Genomic DNA, 20,197 nt, shown 5'->3' with positions numbered 1-20,197 from the left:
AAGCGGGCGAATTGCCATCAGTGGGCGCGATTGTAGCGAGAACTTCCGGGCCTTGGTGGATGTTGCTGCAGGAAGTGCCCGGTCTAGCGAAATACGCCGCAGACCGCGTTGCCCTGGTAGCCGTGCGCGATCGGTCCGAGAAACATGAACGGACCACAAGCGTAGAAATCCGAACTGATTTTCCGATTTGTGTACAGCAGCGGCACTTCGACGCCATTGATATCGTCGCCATAGGCGGTGGCGCTGTAGGACTCGCAGACTGGCAGCTTGAGTGGAATTGGCAGGATCACGACCAAGAGGGTGGTGCCACACCACTGGCGTTCGGGCGTGCTCTTTTCCGTGTGGGTGACAACCGGCTTCATGGAGTTGCCGATGAGCCTTTGATGAGCCTCGGTTTTCGACACTTGCATGTAGGGTATATCCACCCAGGCGCCCACGCAGCCGCTGAGGCCAAGGGCTGCAAACGTGGCAACCATTGCGCTTTTCATGGTCCGCCGCACGGGCTGCTGGAGGACCAGGCTGGGGTTCATGGCCGGTGCTTCGGGCTTGGATTCCAGGGGGGCGGCAAAGCTGCGTAGGTCGTGCATCCTGCACCTGTTGTCGAAGTGGCCGAGCCTTCCCGTCCCCGGGTTTCAGGCATTAAAAAGCCGGCTTGTGGCCGGCTTCTCGGGGACTGGCTTGGTTCATTTTTGGTAAACCGCACCAGCCTTCAAAACGTACACCCAGCTCTTGCGGCTGGCTGTGGGACTGGGCAGGAAAGTCATCCGCTTCGTCGGGCGATCTGACCGCCTGAGGGGTCGATGCGCAAATGTGGGGCGCAGCATACGCATATTCGTCGGCAATTCCCAGTGCGAAGCGCTATCCAGAGGCCTTGAGGCGGTAAAAAGTGTGGGGAATGTGTTGCTGGATGCGTGGTTGCCGGAAGAGGCTTTTCACCGGCAAGCCGGCTCCTGCAGGCGATGCTGCGGTGTGCGGGCATAAAAAAACCCCGGATAACCGGGGTTCTTTCTTGAGGCGTGTTGCTCGAAGCTTGCAGCGGCTTCTTAGCCCTTATAGGCGGCAACCGACTTCAGGATCTCGGCGCGGGCTGCATCGGCATTGCCCCAACCGTCGATCTTCACCCACTTGCCTTTTTCGAGGTCTTTGTAGTTCTCGAAGAAGTGCTTGATCTGTTCCAGCAGCAGGGCTGGCAGGTCGGTGTATTCCTTCACGTCGACGTACAGCTGGGACAGCTTGTCGTGTGGTACTGCGATGACCTTGGCGTCGCCGCCGCCGTCGTCGGTCATGTTCAGGATGCCCACTGGACGGGCACGGATCACCGAGCCTGGCGCTACTGGGTACGGGGTCACGACCAGCACGTCGAGGGGGTCGCCGTCGTCAGCCAGGGTGTTGGGGATGAAGCCGTAGTTGGCCGGGTAGAACATTGGGGTGGCCATGAAACGGTCAACGAACAGGCAGTCGCTGTCTTTGTCGATTTCGTACTTGATCGGCGCATGGTTGGCCGGGATTTCGATCGCGACGTAGATGTCGTTCGGCAGGTCTTTGCCCGCCGGAATCTTGCTGTAGCTCATTGGGCGTTGCCCCCGTTAGTTGACCAAATGACTTGGCCGGATTGACCAAAAAGTGGCGGCGATTATAGACACACTCCGCAACCGTTGCTACGTGCCAAGGGTCGTAGAACCTTGGTTGTACTGTCTCGCAGACGTGTTCGGACGGGCCGTGCGACCGGCGGTTTTGCCATCGGTCGGCAGGCGTGGCAGTGGTCTTTCAACTGGCCTTCAGATGAACAACGTATCAGCGCGACAGGACATTAGTGGTGCGTTTGATAGACCGGATCTTCAGCTTGAAGTTGCTGCAGTCGGGCCAATGGATTCTGCCGATAAAACAACTGCAACTGTTCATAGACTTTCGGATAGGCCGCCACGAGCAAATCCGGGGCGCTGAAGAAGTATTCGCTGGTGACGGCGAAGAACTCCGCAGGGTTTTCCGCCGCGTAGGGATCGATGGCGGTTTCTGTGTCCGGGTCATGGTCGAGCTGACGGTTGAGATCGTCGTAGGCACTTTGCATCACCTGCGCCCAGTCGCTGACTCGCATGTCGCTGTGCAGCGGCGGCAGGCCATTGGCGTCGCCGTTGAGCATGTCCAGCTTGTGGGCGAGTTCGTGGATCACCAGGTTGTAGGCTTCCCAACCGCCACTGGCCAGCACCCCGGGCCAGGCGAGGATGATCGGGCCCTGCTGCCAGGCTTCGCCGCTGTGCTCGCCGTCCCATTCATGTTCGATACCGCTGGCATCGCGGTGGCGCTGGGGGCTGAGGAAATCGTCGGGATAAAGAATGATTTCATGGAAGCCCTGGTACCAGTTCAGGTCGCCCAGGTGCAGCAGCGGCAGTTGCGCCTGGGCCGCCAGCAGCAGGCGTTGCTCCTGATGCAGCTCCACGCCGGGCAGGGCGGTAAGGTGCTTGTCGTCGAGAAACAGCACACTGGCTTCCCGTAGCCACTGGTCCTCGGCGACGCTGATGCCGTCGAGGAAGGGCAGGTGCTGGCGCACCCGCTGCCAGGTTTCATCGCTGACCGGGTGCTTGGCCAGCCGGCGCTTGCGGCGCCAGGCGCTGAGGGACCACATGCTGGTTAGCGGGTTTCGGCTTTTTCAGCGCTGCGGCTGAAGCGGCTGCGCAGCAGGCCAATGATCATCGGCACCAGGGACAGGAGGATGATGGCCACCACCAGCAACGACAGGTTCTTCTTGATGAACGGCACGTTGCCGAAGAAGTAGCCCAGGGTCACCAGGCCGCCGACCCAGAGGATGGTGCCGGCCACGCTGAAGGCGAAAAAGCGCGGGTAGGGCATGCGGGCCACGCCGGCGACGAAAGGCGCGAAGGTGCGGATGATCGGCAGGAAGCGCGCCAGGGTTACGGTCTTGCCACCGTGCTTTTCATAGAAATCGTGGGTTTTTTGCAGGTAGTCGCGGCGGAAGATCTTCGAATTGGGGTTGCTGAACAGCCGTTCTCCCGCTGTTCGCCCGATCACGTAGTTGGTGCTGTCACCGAGGATCGCCGCCAGCATCAGCAGGCCGCCCAGCAGCACCGGGTCCATGCCGCCGCCTGCGGCCACTGCGCCGGCGATGAACAGCAGGGAGTCACCGGGCAGGAACGGGGTCACCACCAGGCCGGTTTCACAGAAAATCACCAGAAACAGGATGGCGTAGATCCAGGGCCCGTAGTTGGTCACCAGCATGTCGAGATAAACGTCGAGATGAAGGATTAGGTCGATCGGGTTGAAATCCATTGGGGCACCTGTGGTGACAGCCTGGCTCGGCAGGCCTGTGCGATGACTCGGAGAAAGGGACTACAAGGATGTGTAGATTTTCTTACGACTCGAAAAGGTCGGCATTATAAAGGCTGATAGGTGAAATGCGTGTTCAGATTGTAGCGGGGCGTTTCGGTGTGCTCAGCGTGGCAGGCTGCCTGGGATATTCCCTGGCCTGAGGGGATAAGGCGGCCCTTGGGCCGCCGTCAGTGAGATCAGCTATCGCTGAGGGGCAGGATGTAGTTCTTGAACTCGCTGTCTTCGCGAAAGCCCATGGACTCGTAGGTTTTCTGCGCCACGGCGTTGTTGCTACTGGTGGACACTCGCAGGCGAACAGCGTTGGTTTCCTTGGCCATCTTCTTCGCGGTGCGCATCAGGTTGTCGGCCACCAGCTGACGCCGAGCATCTTCAGCGACGTAGATGTCGTTGAGAATCCATACACGCTTCAGAGACAGGGAAGAAAAGCTCGGGTACAGCTGGCAAAAACCCAGCAATTTGCTGCTGTCATCATCGGCCAGGGCCAGGTAGATCACCGATTCCTTGCGTCGCAGGCGCTTTTCCAGAAAGGCCCGGGACGAGTCCGGGTAAGGCAGGGCGCCATAGAATTCGCGGTACTTGACGAATAACGGGGTCAACAGATCCAGGTGCTCGAGGGTTGCTTGAGTAATCCGCATGGTGGCTCTCAACTTCAAGTGGATGTGACGGCACAGGTTGGATGACTCGGGCAGCCGTGTTCCGATGCTGCCCAAAGCGGCGAAAAAGCGCAATCGTCTTGCAAAATCACGCTTGGGGTGGTCCCAGAAGGAAGTTGCCCTTCATGTCTGCCGTTGAGTCGCTGTCCAGGGTCTGCACTTGCGCTTCGTCTTTGAGGTTCACCCCCGACAATTGCCGGCGGCAGGCTTCACGCATCAAGTACAGCAGGCGGTGGGCGGCCATGCCATAACTCAGGCCTTCCAGGCGCACGTTGGAGATGCAGTTGCGATAGGCGTCGGTGAGCCCGACTTTCGGCTGGTAGGTGAAGTACAGCCCCAGGCTGTCGGGAGAACTGAGCCCAGGACGCTCACCGATCAGGATCACGGTCATTTTCGCCCCCAGCAGCTCGCCAATCTCGTCGGCTACCGCTACGCGACCCTGTTCCACCAGGATTACCGGCGACAGCGACCAGCCTTCGGCTGCGGTCTGTTCTTCCATGCGCGCCAGAAAGGGCAGGGTGTGGCGATGCACCGCCAGGGCCGACAGGCCATCGGCCACCACCACCGCCAGGTCGACTCCGCCGGGATGAGCGCTGGCATAGTCCCGCAGGGCCTGGGCCGAGTCATCGCTGAGCCGACGTCCCAGGTCGGGCCGTTGCAGGTAGCTGTGGCGATCGGTGGCGGCGCTGTGGACCAGCAGGCTGTCACGTCCACGCTCGGCCAACTGGGTGCTCAGGCCGGCGTGGTCGAAGGGCAGGTGCACGGCATCCCGGGCCTGAGCGTGGGCGAACTGGAAGTCCAGCTGGGCGCCGGTCGGCAGGCTGGTGCCGGTGCGGCCCAGGGCAATGCGCGCGGGGGTCAGGCGACGCAATTCCAGCCAGGGGTTTTGCGAGTCGGTCGGATGTTTTTGCATGAGCCTGTTCCTTATCCCAACTGGGCCAGTGCCTGGCGGAAAGCCGGTGGCAGGTTGTTGCCGAAATGCACCTTGCCGTCGGCCTGGGTGAAGATGCCGGTCCTGGCCAGCCATTGCTCGAACTCGGGTGCAGGTTTCAGGCCCAGGGTCTGGCGAGCATAGAGCGCGTCGTGGAAGGACGTGGTCTGGTAGTTGAGCATGATGTCGTCGGAGCCGGGGATGCCCATGATGAAGTTGATTCCGGCCACGCCCAGCAGGGTCAGCAGGTTATCCATGTCGTCCTGATCGGCTTCGGCGTGGTTGGTGTAGCAGATGTCGCAACCCATGGGCACGCCCAGCAACTTGCCGCAGAAGTGGTCCTCAAGGCCGGCGCGGATGATCTGCTTGCCGTTGTACAGGTACTCGGGACCGATGAACCCCACCACGGTATTCACCAGGAACGGCTTGAAGTGCCGGGCCACGGCATAGGCGCGGGTTTCACAGGTCTGCTGGTCGATGCCGAAGTGGGCGTTGGCCGACAAGGCGCTGCCCTGGCCGGTCTCGAAGTACATCAGGTTCTGCCCGAGGGTGCCGCGGTTCAGGCTCAGGCCTGCCTCATAGCCCTCCTGGAGCACGTTGAGGTTGATACCGAAGCTGGCGTTGGCGGCTTCGGTGCCGGCAATCGACTGGAACACCAGATCCAAGGGGACACCGCGATTGATCGCTTCGATGGAGGTGGTGACGTGGGTCAGCACGCAGGCCTGGGTCGGGATCTCGTAGCGCTGGATGATGGCGTCGAGCATTTCCAGCATGGCGCAGATCGAGGCGATGCTGTCGGTGGCCGGGTTGATGCCGATCATCGCATCGCCGTTGCCGTACAGCAGGCCGTCGAGAATGCTCGCGGCGATGCCGGCCGGCTCGTCGGTGGGGTGGTTGGGTTGCAGGCGGGTGGACAGTCGCCCGCGCAGGCCCAGGGTGCCGCGAAACTTTGTCACCACGCGAATCTTCTGCGCCACCAGGATCAGGTCCTGCACGCGCATGATCTTCGACACCGCGGCGGCCATTTCCGGGGTCAGGCCCGGCGCCAGTGCCCGCAGGCTCTGCTCGTCGGCGGCGTCACTGAGCAGCCAGTCGCGAAAACCGCCAACGGTGAGGTGGCTGACGGTGGCGAAAGCCTGCTTGTCATGGCTGTCGATGATCAGTCGGGTGACTTCGTCGGACTCATAGGGAATCAGCACTTCTTCGAGAAAGTGCTTGAGGGGGATATCCGCCAGGGTCATCTGGGCAGCGACCCGTTCGCCGTCGTTGAGGGCGGCGACCCCGGCCAGAAAATCTCCGGAACGGGCCGGGCTGGCCTTGGCCATGACTTCCTTGAGGCTGTCGAAGCGATAGGTCTGAGAACCTACGCTGTGGGAAAATTGGGCCATCTCAGTCTCCGTTTCAACGATGTAGGGGCGTTGCCGAGTGCTGGCGGATCATCAGGATGCCACCTTCTTCAGCAGGTTTTCCAGACGGTTTCCGGCAGCCCGGTGGTGGAGGATGGCAAAGGCCTTTTCCGCCACCAGACTGCCGCCTTCCAGCGGTGGCAGGCCACCGCTGTAGATGTTCGAGATCACGGTGTATTCATAGCGAATGTCCGGGTTGCCGCTGAACTGGGCGGCGGCGCGGCGGGCCTGGTCGTCCGGCAGGCGGTAGCCCAGGTAGGCGGACATGCTGCGCGAGGCCAGGGCATCGCCGCCGGGACGCTCGCCGATCAGCACGATGATCAGTTGCGGTTGCAGGGCTTCGCCCACCGACTCCGCCAGCTTGACCCGGCCATAGGGCGCGAGGATCGGCTGGCCGATGCGCAGTTCGCGACTCTGCAGGCCGTCCATCAGCACCGGCAGCAACTCGGGAATGTTGTGGTGGATGGCCTCGGCACTGAGGCCGTCGGAAATCACGATCTGCACGTCGTTGTATTCCGGTTTAAGGCGCCGCAGCACTTCCTCGGTCAGTCGCGCGCCCAGCTCCGGGTCTTGCAGGTGAGCCAGCTTGTCCGGGGCAGCGGTACGCAGCTCGCGCAGGGCAATGGCGCCGATTTCGCTGGGGCGCAGGTCGACGTAGATCGCCTCTCGGGCCACCGCGAGGTTGGCGCGCACGGTCCGCGACACCGTGTTGGCCGGGCGTGGGCCGGCATTGTCGAAGCCGTAGGTGGCCGGGGTGGATTCCAGCAGGCGCTGGAAGTCGATGTCCGATGCGCAGAAGATCCGCGGATTGCCCCAGTTCGGCCCGCGCTCCACGTTGCCGTGGGCGTCCTCCTGGAAAATCCCCTTGCCCAGGGCCCAGCGCAAGTATTCCGGGGCCGGCGCCAGGTCGTGGACTTCTCGCAGGGTCTGGTTGTCGTGGGCGCTGGTGTCGAAGTAGGCGAGCATGCGGTCGGTGCTCAGGTACACGTCCATGAAGAAGTTGGCGCCTGCGGCAGTCAGCAATTCAGTGGCCATCTGCTGGCCTTCCAGGGTCACCTGGGAATGCAGGGTGTAGCAGGGCGCCATGCCCATGGGCAGGCCCAGCAGCTTGCCCATGAACTGGTCCTGCAGGCAGGAATAGGTCATCTCGAAGTTGTCGAGGTGGGTTTCCGGGCCGATGAAACCGGTGACGTTATTCACCATGTATGGCCGATAGCGCCGGGCCAGCCCATAGCACAGGGCTTCGCACGTGGTCATGTCGATGCCTTCGTGCTTGCCGTAGGTCAGCTCGCTGCCCTGGCCGGTCTCGAAGTACATGAAGTTTTCCGCAACATCGCGCAGCGGGCCACGTTCGGTCATGGTCTGCCAGGCCTGATCCAGCAGCTGCACGGTGACGTCGAACTCGTCGGTCAGGGTGCGCTCGGTCCCGGCCAGGCTCTGGAACATGATTTCCACCGGGGCGCCCTGGTCGAGGCAGGCCAACTGGGTCTTGATGTGGGAGAGCACGCAGATCTGCGTCGGTGCTCCGGTTTCCCGGCGTAACTTGTCCAGGTGGCGCAGGGTGGCGCTGATGTTGTCCACGGTGTCGATGGCCGGGTTGAGGCCGATCAACGCGTCCCCCGAGCCCATGCTCAGGCCGGTGTAGACCAGTAGGGTGATGCCGCTGAGGTTGTCGGTGGGATGGTTGGGCTGCAGCCGCGACGACAGAGTACCGGGCAGGCCCACCAGGGTCCTGGCCTTGGCCGCCGCGCCGCTCTTGAGCTTTTTCGACAGCAGGATCAGTTCGTGGACATCCAGCAGCTTGGCCAGGGCAGCCACCATGACCCCGGTCAGGGCCGTGCCGATGCGGCGTATTTCGGTGCCATGGCTGCGCAACAGGCGATCTTTCAGGGCGCCCAGGGTCAGGTCGGCGATCTCGCCAAAGACGCTGTGGTCGATGTCGTAGTTGACCTGCATGACACTGTCGATGCGACCGTGGCGGTCTGTTAGCGGATGCTGGAAATAGTGATCCAGGGTCAGCTCGGAGAGCACCTTGCGCGCCGCCTCGCGGGTGATTTCATCTGCAGCCGCGAGCCCCGCCACCCGGTCCCCGGCCTTGCTGATGTCGGCGGCGCCGAGCACCGCCTTGAGGCTGGCGAAGCCTATCTCGCGGTCCAGCACCCGGGTGCTGTAGGCCTGTTCGGCAAGCACTTCGGGAAGGCGGATGTGCTGCAGTGCGGTGAGTGACATGGCAAGACTCTCCTTGGCCGGCATCGGCTCAGTGCACGCCGTAGAAGGCGACGGGCACGATGTGCTGGTGGGGTTTTCCCAGGTTGATGAAGTGTGCCGAACGCTCGCGTACTTCATCGATGACGATCAGGTTGCAAGAACTGCGCCCCCAATCCGTGGCGTAGTTGCCCAGGACCTTACCGACGTTGCTTTCCAGCAGCAGCACCAGCGGCCACTGCGGGGCGGGGCGCGCCTGGTCCAGGGCCCGGGCCAGGCGTGCGCCCAGCTGGCGGAGGTCTTCCAGTCGTGGCGCCTGGCCGTTGTCGAGCAATTGCAGGCAAGCGCCGTCGCAGCTGCTCAGTGCCAGGGTCAGGGCGTCGTCCAGTTGCTGCTGGGTGGCACCCATGGGCAACCGGGCGACGATGGGCAGGTCCTTGAGGGGTAGCACCTCGGGCTGGGGCAGAAACAGGGTGCTGCCGGAAATCTCGGTGTTGTGCAGGGTCAGGCCGTAGACCGTGGCTCGGCCGCGGTTTTCCGGCACCAGCCGGGTGGCCGCCCGCACCAGTCGCGGGTGGCGGGCAATGGCCAGGGCCAGATCGATGCCCAGATCGCCGTAGTAGGTGGTGCCGGGCATGGGTTCGCCTTGCAGGTGGCGATAGAGCAGTTCGCCCACGCCACCGGAAAAAGTCAGGGCCGGGTCGGCATTGTGGTGAGGGAGGATCAGCGGCAGTTGCTCGGTCAGTTGGCCCAGCCGGCTGGCAAAGAAGTTGCGATCACCTTCGGCAATGGCGACCAGGGCATCGATGTACCAATTGACCACCGCGTCCAGCTCGGAACGGTCGAGGACCTGTCCGGAACTCTTGCGGATTGCCAGGTGATCGAACAGTGCCTGGCCGAACTCCGATACGCCGCTGAGACGATAACTGCCCGGTTCGAACTGCACGTGCCGGGCACCGATGAAATGGCAGCCGCTGGCCAGGACATTGCCATCCAGGCCCCAGGCTGCGTTGGTGGTGCCCCCGCCGATATCCAGGTTGAGTATCGGTTGCCGAGCGTGGAAGCGGCTCAGCGCCGAACAACTGCCCATGAACGCCAGCCAGGACTCCAGTCCACCGTCGTCGGCGCGAGTGATCAGGGCGTTACCGATCAATTGGCCGACCAGTTGCGCCAGGGCCTGGGCGTTGTGCCGCCGCGCCGCCAGGCCGGTGATGATCACGCCACCGGAGAACAGCTGTTCCGGGTTCACCCCGGCCTGTTCGAGCCAGGTTTGGATCAGGGTCCGGATCGCGGCTTCATCGATGACCTGGTCCTTGAACGGGGTGAACACCGGTTCGCCACGAAACAGCACCCGGGGCTCGTTGAGGGCCATGCGCCCAGTGATGCAGTGGCTGCTCAGGCTGGCCTGGGCGATCAGCGCGCTGCTGGTGGTGGACCCGAAGTCCAGCCCCAGCAACAGTACCGATGCGCCGCCCGTGATGGCTTGCATGCAGGCGTTCCTCGCCGCGCCGGGGTCAGGCGGTGGCCTTCTGGCCTGTAGGTTCCGGAGTGTCCAGCGCGGTGCCGCCCAGGTACTCGCCCGGGGCGATGATCCCCGCTGCCCGATCCTGGGCTTCCAGTTGCAGCGCCTTGGGCACCGACAGCCAGTAGGCCAGGCCGACGGCGACGAAGCCGGCGCTGATCTTGCCGATCAGTACCGGCAGGATGATGGTGGGCTGGAAGTTGGCGGTGAAGGACAGGTGATCCCCCAGCAGGAACGCGGCGCAGACACCAAAGGCGATATTGACCACTTTGTCCTTGGGCGGCATGAGGCGTACCAGGCGGAACATGGCGAGGATGTTGGCGATGGTTGCCAGCATGCCGGCGCTGCCTACCGCACTCAGGCCGATCTTGCCGCCGAGGTTTTCCAGAGGCTTGCCCAGGTATTTGCGCAGCAGATAGACCATGGGGAAGGCGCCGGCCAGCATGATGCCGATGTAGCCGGCGGTTTCCAGGGCGCGGGTCTGGTCCTGGGCGTCGGCGATGATCGGGTGGAAGCCCCAGCCGCCAAATACCGCGGAGAAGACCCCGGTGAAGTATTCGACGATGGAGAACACCAGCACCAGTTTGATGGCTGCGTCCATGGCGCGGCCGAAGATGATGAAGCCCTTGATCATCATGTCCGGCAAAAAGCGCAGGCCCAGGGCCAGGGCCACGACGAAGATCAGGATCGGCAGCAGGTTGGCGAAGATGCTGCCCAGGCCCAGGGCCAGTTGGTAGCTGGCTTCACCGTTGGTGCTGACCAGTTCGCGTACCACCGGGTTGCTGAAAGCCAGGATCAGGCTGGCGATCATCACCCCGACGGGGATGGTCAGGATGCCGGACATGATCCCCAGGGCCATGTACTTGTGGTCGCGCTTGTCGAGCATTGCCAGGCCCATGGGAATCGAGAAGACGATGGTCGCACCGCCCATGAAGCCGGTGATCAGGGCCATCACCAGGGCTTCCTTGCTGGCGGCCAGGGCCGAGGCCAGCTGATAGCCGCCCATGTCCGAGGCAATGATCATGGTCGCCGCCAGGGCCGGGTCGGCTCCGAGGGAGTTGAAGAACGGGCCGAAGACCGTCTCGATGACCACGGTCAGGTAGGGGATGGAAGCCATGATCCCCGCGGCCGGCACGAAGATGTAGCCGGTGGCATGGATGCCTTCCATGAATTCTTTGCCCAATCCTCGCTCGCTGTCATAGATGGCGGCGAAGGCACCGAGTACGGCGCAGAGCATGATGAGGTAGAGCACGTAGTTGCCGATCTGATCCATTGCGTTTGTCCCTTGTTATTGTTTTTCAAGCAGGGTCTGTGCACGACTGGTTTGGCGCAGAACTTCCGACAGCAGTGTCCCGTCCGGCAAGCCTTCGGCACCGGATCAGAGCAGGTGAACGGGCGCGGCGAGGCCGCGAAAAGGTCTCCCGGCGACCTGGGTCGCCGGGAGGGTCGATCAGAAGAAGCCCAGAGGGTTGATGTCGTAGCTCACCAGCAGGTTCTTGGTCTGCTGGTAGTGGTCGAGCATCATCTTGTGGGTCTCGCGGCCGACGCCGGATTTCTTGTAGCCACCGAACGCGGCGTGAGCCGGGTACAGGTGGTAGCAGTTGGTCCAGACGCGGCCGGCCTTGATCCCGCGGCCCATGCGATAGGCGCGGTTGATGTCGCGGGTCCAGACCCCGGCACCCAGGCCGAACTCGGTGTCGTTGGCGATGGCCAGGGCTTCGGCTTCATCCTTGAAGGTGGTGACGCTGACCACCGGGCCAAAGATTTCTTCCTGGAACACGCGCATCTTGTTGGTGCCCTTGAGCAGGGTCGGCTGGATGTAGTAGCCGCTGGACAGGTCGCCTTCGAGTTTCTCCACCTTGCCGCCGGTGAGCAGCTGCGCGCCTTCGTTCTTGGCGATGTCGAGGTAGGAGAGGATCTTGTCGAACTGCTGCTCGGAAGCCTGGGCGCCGACCATGGTGTCGGTGTCCAGTGGGTCGCCGCGCTTGATCTGCTCGATCTTCTTCATCACCACTTGCATGAATTCGTCGTAGATCGATTCCTGTACCAGGGCTCGGGATGGGCAGGTGCAGACCTCACCCTGGTTGAAGAACGCCAGCACCAGGCCTTCGGCGGCCTTTTCGATGAATTTTGGCTCGGCCTGCATGATGTCTTCGAAGAAGATGTTCGGCGACTTGCCGCCCAGTTCCACGGTGGACGGAATGATGTTCTCGGCGGCGCATTTCATGATGTGCGAGCCCACCGGGGTCGAGCCGGTGAAGGCGATCTTGGCGATGCGCTTGCTGGTGGCCAGGGCTTCGCCGGCTTCGCGGCCGAAACCTTGCACCACGTTGAGCACGCCCGGTGGCAGCAGGTCGCCGATCACTTCCATGAGCACGGTGATGCCCAGCGGGGTCTGCTCGGCCGGCTTGAGTACCACGCAGTTGCCAGCGGCCAGGGCTGGGGCGAGTTTCCAGGCGGCCATCAGGATCGGGAAGTTCCACGGGATGATCTGCCCGACCACGCCCAGGGGTTCATGGATGTGGTAGGCCACGGTGTTGCCGTCGATTTCCGCGGCGCTGCCTTCCTGGGCCCGCAGGCAACCGGCGAAGTAGCGGAAGTGGTCGGCGGCCAGGGGAATGTCGGCGTTCAGGGTTTCGCGAACGGCCTTGCCGTTGTCCCAGGTTTCGGTGATGGCCAGCAGTTCGAGGTTCTGTTCGATGCGGTCGGCGATCTTCAGCAGGATCAGCGAACGGGCCTGCACCGAGGTGGCGCCCCAGGCGTCGGCGGCGGCATGGGCAGCGTCCAGCGCCTTGTCGATGTCTTCGGCGGTGGAGCGGGGGAATTCTGCAATAGGCTGGCCGTTGACCGGCGAGGTGTTGGTGAAGTACTGGCCTTTGACTGGCGCAACGAATTCGCCGCCGATGTAGTTACCGTACTTGCTCTTGAACGAAACGATAGCGCCTTCAGTACCGGGGTGTGCGTAACGCATGGTGGGTATCTCCTGGCTTTTATGCTTATGGGGGAGGACGCGCTATAGCGCATACCAAGCGTAGAGCAAAGGTCGGGCCAGTGGGGTGCGGGGCATATGAATCAAGGGTTTGAGGATGTTGCGACGCGGAACTGACGGCAGGGTGTGACGAATCTGGTACGACGCCGAGTGACAGTTTGTAACCTGGATGGCACAGGCTGTGACTCATGGGTCAAGCCGGCATTGCAATGAAACTGCGGCTGGAGGATGCTGGTTCGCGTGTCGAATTTTGTCGGACAGATCTGATGGCCTGTCCTTCTTTACATGCTTTACATGGCCGATTGCAGCCGGCAGCGGCGCCAGTGTTCCGTCTGAGCGTGACAGCGCATCAGGAGAATAATAAGAAATGCACAGTAGTAATCATTTGAGTCGACATGCCCAGCAGGTGCTGACGGTGGCCCAGGGTAAAGCCCATTTGCAGGGGCCCGGCAGCGATCCTTCCATCGCTCGCTCCTGGCTGCGTTGCCTTGAGGACTATCATCTGGATCCGGCCCAGGCCATGGCCCCCACAGTGCTGGAGCATGGTCGTCTGCTGGAAAGCCGCGAGCGCCTGCAGGATGTGCTGCAAATAGCCGGCACCGAGATGGCCAACCTGCATCAGCAATTGTCCGGCGCGGGTCATGCCGTGCTGCTGACCGATGCCCGGGGGGTGATCCTCAACTGCATCACCGCCCCCAGCGAGCGCAAGATTTTCGAGCATGCGGGTCTGTGGCTGGGCGCCGACTGGAGCGAGGCTCGGGAAGGCACCAACGGCATCGGCACCTGCCTGGTGGAGCGCCAGTCGCTGACCATTCACCAGGGCGAGCACTTCCGTGGCCGGCACACCGGCCTGACCTGCTCGGCGAGCCCGGTGTTCGATCCCCATGGCGAATTGCTGGCGGTGCTGGATGTGTCCTCGGCGCGTCAGGACGTTTCCCGGCAGAGTCAGTTCCACACCATGGCTTTGGTCAATCTCTCGGCGAAAATGATCGAGAGCTGCTATTTCCTGCGTTATTTCGAGAACCAGTGGCTGCTGCGCTTTCATCTGCAGGCGGAGTCTGTGGGGCTGTTCAGTGAGGGGTTGCTGGCGTTTGACGGCGAGGGGCGGATCTGTGCGGTGAACCAGAGTGCCCTGAATCTGCTGGGGCATATACGCGGTGGCTTGCTGGGTAAGCCGGTGGAAAGCTTTTTCGACTGTTCCCTGGATGAATTGCTCAGTCGCGCCAGCATCAATGCCAGCGCCAGTTGGCCCTTGCGCACCCGGGATGGGCGTCGCCTGTTCGCCTTGTTGCGCGGCCAGCCCCATCCGGTATCGCAACCAGCATCGCGTGTTCCTGCTGGTATTGCGCTGCCGCGCACTTCAAGCATCTGCCTTGGGGACGAAGGGCTGCAGAATGATTTTCGCCGGGCTTCTCGGGTGTTCGAGCGTGATGTGCCGCTGCTGATCAATGGCGAGACCGGCTCCGGCAAGGAGGCTTTTGCCAAGGCTGTGCACCAGGGCAGTGCCCGCTCGGATAAAACCTTTGTCGCCCTCAATTGCGCGGCGATCCCGGAGAGCCTGATCGAGAGCGAACTCTTCGGTTATCGCGGCGGCAGCTTTACCGGGGCACGCAAGGAGGGGATGCGCGGCAAGTTGCAACAGGCCGATGGCGGCACCTTGTTCCTCGATGAAATCGGCGATATGCCCCTGGCCCTGCAGACGCGTTTGCTGCGGGTGCTGGAAGATCGCCTGGTGGTGCCGATTGGCGGTGAGCCGCAATCGGTCAACGTGCGGATCATCAGTGCGACCCACCGGGATCTGCTGGAACGGGTACGCGACGGCAGTTTTCGCGAGGACTTGTACTACCGGCTCAATGGTCTGGAGATCGCGCTGCCGGCCCTGCGCGATCGCAGCGACAAATCCCAGTTGCTGGACTTTCTCCTGGCCGAAGAAGCGGGTGGGCAACCGGTGGTGCTGGACGAAGCGGTGCGTCAAAGCCTGTTGAGTTATTCCTGGCCGGGTAACGTGCGGCAATTGCGCAATGTGCTGCGGACCCTGGCGGCCTTGTGTGAAAACGGTCGCATTGGTCTGGAAGATCTGCCGCCGTTGATCCGCAATAACCGCCTGGCGCCGGTTAGCGAGCCCGTTGCCGAGGCGCCGGAGCGCCCCCTGGAGGACGCAGAGCGGGTTGCGCTACTGGCAGCCCTGGAGCAACAGCGCTGGCACATGACCCATACCGCCGAACAGTTGGGCGTCAGCCGCAACACCCTCTATAGAAAGCTGCGCAAACACGGTATCGCGCGTTAAGCCGCCTCTGTAGTCGCTGGTGCAGGGCCACGCGCCTTGTGCCAGCGGTGGCAAACGCAACAGCCTCCCGGTCAGCTAATGGGTGCGATTTGCAGCCCTCTAGGCTAACCTGCGCCGATGTTTTATGAGGTCGACTATGCACATCCATATTCTCGGTATCTGCGGCACTTTCATGGGCTCGATGGCGGTTCTGGCTAAAGAACTGGGCCATCACGTCACCGGCTCCGACGCTAACGTCTATCCCCCCATGAGCACCCAGCTGCAAGCCCAGGGCATCGAGCTGACCCAAGGCTACGACCCGGCCCAGTTGGACCCGGCTCCGGATCTGGTGGTGATCGGCAATGCCATGTCCCGGGGCAATCCGGCCGTGGAGTATGTGCTGAACAAAGGCCTGCCCTATGTTTCCGGCCCGCAGTGGCTGGCGGACCATGTACTGCAAGGGCGCTGGGTCCTGGCGGTAGCCGGCACCCACGGCAAGACCACCACCAGCAGCATGCTGGCCTGGGTGCTGGAGCATGCGGGTATGAGCCCGGGCTTCCTGATCGGTGGGGTGCCGCAGAATTTCGCCGTCTCCGCGCGCCTGGGCGGCACCCCGTTCTTCGTGATCGAGGCCGATGAGTACGACAGTGCGTTCTTCGACAAGCGTTCGAAGTTCGTCCATTACCGCCCACGGACGGCGATCCTCAATAACCTTGAGTTCGATCATGCGGATATCTTCCCTGACCTGGCAGCCATCGAGCGGCAGTTCCACCACCTGGTGCGGACCATCCCCAGTGAAGGCCTGGTGATTCATCCCACCACCGAGCCCGCCTTGCAGCGGGTCATCGAGATGGGCTGCTGGACGCCGGTGCAGACCACCGGTGCCGGTGGCCAGTGGCAGGTCAAGTTGCTCAGTGCCGACGGTTCGGCTTTTGAAGTGATGTTCGAGGGTGTGAGCCAGGGCGTGGTGGAGTGGGAGCTGACCGGGCAGCACAACGTGGCCAATGCCCTGGCGACTCTGGCTGCTGCTCGTCATGTCGGCGTGGTGCCGTCCATGGGCATTGCCGGCCTGAGTGCGTTCAAGAGCGTGAAGCGCCGCATGGAGAAGGTCGCCGAAGTGCATGGCGTGACCATCTACGATGACTTCGCCCACCACCCAACGGCCATTGCCACCACCCTGGACGGTCTGCGCAAGCGGGTCGGCGACGCACCGGTGATCGCCATCATCGAGCCGCGCTCCAATTCCATGAAGCTTGGCGCCCACCGTGATGGGCTGCCGGAAAGCGTCAATCAGGCCGATCAGGTGATCTGGTATGCACCGGCCAACCTGGGCTGGGACCTGGCGGCCACGGCAGCCTTGTGTACGGTGCCGTCGATTGTCAGCGACTCCCTTGAGGGCATCATCGAACGGGTGAAAAGCCAGGCCAAGCCCGGTACCCAGGTGGTGATCATGAGCAACGGCGGCTTCGGCGGCCTGCACGGCAAACTGGCCGAGGCACTGCAATGAGCAACGGCCCGGAACGCATCACCCTGGCCATGACCGGTGCCTCGGGCGCCCAGTACGGTTTGCGCCTGCTGGATTGCCTGGTGCGTGAGGATCGGGAAGTGCACTTCCTGATCTCCAAGGCCGCGCAGTTGGTCATGGCCACGGAAACCGATGTGACCCTGCCGCCCAAACCGCAGATGATGCAGGCCTTCCTCACCGAGTACACCGGCGCGGCGGCGGGGCAGATCCGTGTCTATGGCAAGGAAGACTGGATGTCGCCGGTGGCCTCGGGTTCCGGCTCGCCGGCGGCGATGGTGGTGGTGCCGTGTTCCACTGGCACCTTGTCGGCCATCGCCACCGGTGCCTGCAACAACCTGATCGAGCGGGCGGCGGACGTCACCCTCAAGGAGCGCCGGCAGTTGATTCTGGTGCCTCGCGAGGCACCCTATTCCAGCATTCATCTGGAACACATGCTCAAGTTGTCGAATATGGGCGTGACTATCCTGCCGGCGTCGCCGGGCTTCTATCATCAGCCGCAAACCATCGATGACCTGGTGGATTTCGTCGTGGCGCGGATTCTCAATCTGTTGAATATCCCGCAGGACATGTTGCCGCGCTGGGGCGAGCACCATTTGAGCAGCGATGAATAAGCTGCTGCTGATTATGCTGGCCGCCCTGCAACTGGGCGGCTGCGCCACGGTCCGCACCTTGAATGCCGCCCAGCCCGGGGCTCCGGTGGTGTATTCGGGAACGCGCCTGGACTTGTATGCGATGCAGGGTGGGTGCTGCGCCATGGACCGCTTTGGCGCCGAGGCACCGAGCTACCCAGGGGTGGATCTGCCGGCCAGTGCCCTGCTCGATACCCTGCTGCTGCCGTTGTCGGTGCTGACGGTATTGGGTGTGGGGTTTCAGGCTACGGGTGGGTTGTAGCACTTCGCCGGCAAGCCGGCTCCTGCAGGTGTATGCAAGAACCGGCTTGTTGGCGAATTTTTCATTTACCCAGTTTGCGTAGTTCGTCGGACTCGACGACCCGGGTGCCGCTTTGCTCTTCCAGGGCCAGCCGCCACATTGCACGAGCCAACTGGCAGGCTTCGATACCGTGGTACTTGCCCGGGATCAGTCGCGACAACGGGCCGGCCAGTTGTTCGGTCAGACGCGGTTCGATCCGATCTCCCAGCAGCAGTGACGGCCGGCAAATGGTCAACTGTGGCCAGCCCTGCTGTTTCAGGGCCTCTTCCATTTCACCTTTGACCCGGTTGTAGAAAGTCGACGACTTGGGATCAGCGCCCAGGGCGCTGATCACTATCAGGTGCCGCGCGCCCATTTCCAGGGCACGTTTGCCGAAGGCCACCACCATGTCCAGGTCCACGGCGCGAAAGGCCGCTTCGGAGCCGGCCTGTTTGATCGTGGTGCCCAGGCAGCAGAAGGCGATCTCCACCTTGCCGCTCAGTTGCGGCAGGAACACCGCTGGATCGCCGACGGGGTTTTCCAGGCGTGGGTGCTTGCTGAGCGGGCGTCTGCTGGGTGCCAGAACACGAATGATGGTGGGCTCGTTGAGCAGGCGATCGAGCAGTTGCTCTCCGGTCAGTCCGGAGGCGCCGGCGAGCAGGATGTGCTGAGGCGTCAAGTACATAGTCATTCCCCCTTGATACTGTTTCAGCTTAGTTGCTCTGTGCTTCCTTGCTGCCTATAGAGACACTTTGCAGCGCTTTTCGTGCCTGCTGTTTGCGCAATTGTTGCCAATGCGCGATGACGCCTTTGGGGGCCCAGATCTGTGGTTCTGAGGCTTCGAAGCCATCTGCCTGTTCACGCTCGGCCACCGTGGCCCTGGCCAGTTTGAAGGCATGTTCCAGGTCGTCGGTCTGGTTCAGTGCCTGGGCGAACAAAGCATCGCCGAAGTAGGTGAAGTCGGCCTCTTCGGAGCAGCCGAAAGACACCCGGTCGGCTTGGGAGGCGGTCATGATCAGGGTTCGTTCGTCCTTGAGCGCAGGGATGAAACCACCCGAGTAGCAGGACGAGATAACGATGATCTTGTCGCGGTTTTTCAAGGGCGCCAAGGCGATGGCCAGTTCATCGGCCGGCAGGTCGGCCAACTCCAGGCGCGGCTGATCCAGCACCAGTTCGTGCTCGCTGGTGCCATGGCTGGTGAGGTAGATGAACACCAGGTCCTCGGGGCCGCTGCGTTCGGCCAGGGTCTGTGCGGCGCGGCGCAGGTTTTCCCGGGTGGCCATCGGCCGATTCATCAGGTGGTCGCGGTGGTTGACCAGACGGATCTGACCGTAGGCGCCGAAGCGGCTCGCGAGCATGTTGCTGACGTAGTCGGCTTCACGCAGGAAGACGCTCTGCTTGCCGTCGCCGGCCAGGGTCAGGCTATAGAGTTCGATGGTCGGAGTGGAGACAGGCACCGCATCGAGGGCCTCCTTGAGCAGGCGGCCCTGGACCAGCAGGGCAGTCTCCAATGGGTCCGGCAGTAGTTTGCCGTCGGCGTCGCGAACCCGCATGCCATTGTTCCAGACACCGCTTTGCACACTGCCATCGCGCAGCACCAGCACACCGTGGCCCTGGTAGTTGTCGCTGTCGAAGCCGCCGATGTAGAAGCTGCCGTCACTGAGGTTCAGTCGTCCTTCGCCGCTGAAGCGCCAGTCGCTGAAGGTGCCGACATAATGGCTGCCATCGGCGCCGATCAGCTCGCCCTTGCCACCCAGGGCACCTTCCTTGAACTGGCCGATCCAGACGTCGCCGTCGGAGTTTTCGTAGCGGCCCTTGCCATTGAGCTGGTTGTGTTTGAAACCACCGACATAGATGTCGCCTTCGGCGCTGTTGAAGGTGCCGTTGCCTTCCAGTTGGCCGTTGACGAAGTTACCGCTGAACTGGTTGCCGCTGCCATCGCTGCGCTGGCCTTCGCCATTGGGCTTGCCCTTGGCGAATTGCCCCTGATACTGGCTGCCGTCCTCCAGTTCCAGGCGGCCCAGACCCGAGTACAGGTCGGCCTTGAACTCGCCGCGATAGGTCATGCCGTCTTCTTTGAGGGTGCCTTCGCCGTCCCGGCGCCCGAGTTTGAAGCCGCCGCTGTAGCTGCTGTCCTTGGTGGTCAGGATGCCTTGGCCATGGAACAGCCCTTGCTGGAACTCGCCGCGGTAGACCTCGCCATTGCTGCCGTGCCATTCGCCCTGGCCATGCCATTGGCCCTTGTCGAACTGGCCGGCGTACCAGCTGCCGTTGGGGTAATCGATGCGCCCCTGTCCCTGGAGCAGGCCATTGACCAGATCACCGCGATAGCGCCCGCCGTCGGGCAGTCGGGCATCGGGCGGCAACAGCGATTCGCCGTCTCCGCAAGCGCTGAGCAAGAGGGTCAAGACCAGGGGTACAAGTGGGCGCATAACGGGTTCCGGAT

General features: G+C 62.6%; 17 protein-coding genes. 4 read left to right on the top strand and 13 right to left on the bottom strand.

Features of this window, described 5'->3' with window-relative positions:
• Window positions 1–83: 83 nt before the first annotated feature.
• The 11 genes from ACSSVC_RS31905 to exaC form a co-directional block, all read right to left on the bottom strand.
• Window positions 84–587, bottom strand: a complete 504-nt coding sequence (locus ACSSVC_RS31905; protein WP_492611873.1) for a hypothetical protein — start codon at window positions 585–587, stop codon at window positions 84–86.
• Between the two features lie 456 nt (window positions 588–1,043).
• Window positions 1,044–1,571 (bottom strand): inorganic diphosphatase, encoded by a 528-nt coding sequence (ppa, locus tag ACSSVC_RS31900; RefSeq protein WP_011063696.1) that lies wholly within the window; start codon window positions 1,569–1,571, stop codon window positions 1,044–1,046.
• A 239-nt stretch (window positions 1,572–1,810) separates the two neighbouring features.
• Window positions 1,811–2,623 (bottom strand): M90 family metallopeptidase, encoded by an 813-nt coding sequence (locus tag ACSSVC_RS31895; RefSeq protein WP_346635652.1) that lies wholly within the window; start codon window positions 2,621–2,623, stop codon window positions 1,811–1,813.
• Between the two features lie 5 nt (window positions 2,624–2,628).
• Window positions 2,629–3,285, bottom strand: a complete 657-nt coding sequence (locus tag ACSSVC_RS31890; RefSeq protein ID WP_346635654.1) for a DedA family protein — start codon at window positions 3,283–3,285, stop codon at window positions 2,629–2,631.
• 236 nt (window positions 3,286–3,521) lie between these two features.
• Window positions 3,522–3,980, bottom strand: coding sequence for a GNAT family N-acetyltransferase (locus ACSSVC_RS31885; protein ID WP_346635655.1), 459 nt, complete (start codon window positions 3,978–3,980; stop codon window positions 3,522–3,524).
• Between the two features lie 106 nt (window positions 3,981–4,086).
• Window positions 4,087–4,911, bottom strand: a complete 825-nt coding sequence (gene eutC / locus ACSSVC_RS31880) for an ethanolamine ammonia-lyase subunit EutC (protein WP_123724370.1) — start codon at window positions 4,909–4,911, stop codon at window positions 4,087–4,089.
• Window positions 4,912–4,922: 11 nt separating this feature from the next.
• A complete protein-coding gene (locus ACSSVC_RS31875; protein WP_102882345.1) occupies window positions 4,923–6,317 on the bottom strand; it encodes an ethanolamine ammonia-lyase subunit EutB in 1,395 nt (464 codons plus the stop codon).
• Between the two features lie 51 nt (window positions 6,318–6,368).
• Window positions 6,369–8,564, bottom strand: coding sequence for an ethanolamine ammonia-lyase (locus ACSSVC_RS31870; protein ID WP_492611872.1), 2,196 nt, complete (start codon window positions 8,562–8,564; stop codon window positions 6,369–6,371).
• A gap of 28 nt (window positions 8,565–8,592) precedes the next feature.
• Window positions 8,593–10,029: an ethanolamine ammonia-lyase reactivating factor EutA gene (locus tag ACSSVC_RS31865; RefSeq protein ID WP_492611871.1), complete on the bottom strand. Its 1,437-nt coding sequence runs from the start codon at window positions 10,027–10,029 to the stop codon at window positions 8,593–8,595.
• Window positions 10,030–10,054: 25 nt separating this feature from the next.
• The gene (eutH, locus tag ACSSVC_RS31860; protein ID WP_404937744.1) at window positions 10,055–11,335 is read right to left on the bottom strand and encodes an ethanolamine utilization protein EutH; all 1,281 of its coding nucleotides are present in this window, start codon (window positions 11,333–11,335) and stop codon (window positions 10,055–10,057) included.
• A gap of 177 nt (window positions 11,336–11,512) precedes the next feature.
• The gene (exaC, locus tag ACSSVC_RS31855; RefSeq protein WP_011063687.1) at window positions 11,513–13,033 is read right to left on the bottom strand and encodes an acetaldehyde dehydrogenase ExaC; all 1,521 of its coding nucleotides are present in this window, start codon (window positions 13,031–13,033) and stop codon (window positions 11,513–11,515) included.
• Window positions 13,034–13,418: 385 nt separating this feature from the next.
• On the opposite strand from exaC, the gene ACSSVC_RS31850 reads away from it, so the two are divergent.
• The 4 genes from ACSSVC_RS31850 (at window position 13,419) to ACSSVC_RS31835 (ending at window position 17,733) form a co-directional block, all read left to right on the top strand.
• Window positions 13,419–15,338, top strand: a complete 1,920-nt coding sequence (locus ACSSVC_RS31850) for a sigma-54-dependent Fis family transcriptional regulator (protein WP_492611870.1) — start codon at window positions 13,419–13,421, stop codon at window positions 15,336–15,338.
• A 136-nt stretch (window positions 15,339–15,474) separates the two neighbouring features.
• Window positions 15,475–16,824 carry a UDP-N-acetylmuramate:L-alanyl-gamma-D-glutamyl-meso-diaminopimelate ligase gene (mpl, locus tag ACSSVC_RS31845; RefSeq protein WP_123724375.1) on the top strand — a complete coding sequence of 450 codons (1,350 nt, stop codon included), beginning with the start codon at window positions 15,475–15,477 and terminating at the stop codon, window positions 16,822–16,824.
• A complete protein-coding gene (ubiX, locus tag ACSSVC_RS31840; protein WP_102865334.1) occupies window positions 16,821–17,453 on the top strand; it encodes a flavin prenyltransferase UbiX in 633 nt (210 codons plus the stop codon). Before mpl ends, ubiX begins: the two co-directional genes overlap by 4 nt.
• Entirely contained in the window at window positions 17,446–17,733 is a 288-nt protein-coding gene (locus ACSSVC_RS31835; RefSeq protein ID WP_404937741.1) for a YceK/YidQ family lipoprotein, read from the top strand. Before ubiX ends, ACSSVC_RS31835 begins: the two co-directional genes overlap by 8 nt.
• Window positions 17,734–17,794: 61 nt before the next feature.
• Here the strand turns inward: ACSSVC_RS31835 and ACSSVC_RS31830 are convergent, their stop codons facing one another.
• Both ACSSVC_RS31830 and ACSSVC_RS31825 read right to left on the bottom strand, forming a co-directional pair.
• Complete coding sequence (locus tag ACSSVC_RS31830; RefSeq protein ID WP_492611869.1) at window positions 17,795–18,436, bottom strand: oxidoreductase; 642 nt, start codon at window positions 18,434–18,436, stop codon at window positions 17,795–17,797.
• Between the two features lie 28 nt (window positions 18,437–18,464).
• The gene (locus ACSSVC_RS31825) at window positions 18,465–20,183 is read right to left on the bottom strand and encodes a C13 family peptidase (protein ID WP_346635661.1); all 1,719 of its coding nucleotides are present in this window, start codon (window positions 20,181–20,183) and stop codon (window positions 18,465–18,467) included.
• Window positions 20,184–20,197: the final 14 nt, after the last annotated feature.

The sequence above is a fragment of the Pseudomonas sp. E1BtOHC1 genome (genome assembly GCF_058744285.1).
Note: the sequence above shows the minus strand (reverse complement) of the source record. Positions and strands in the feature narration are given on the sequence as shown.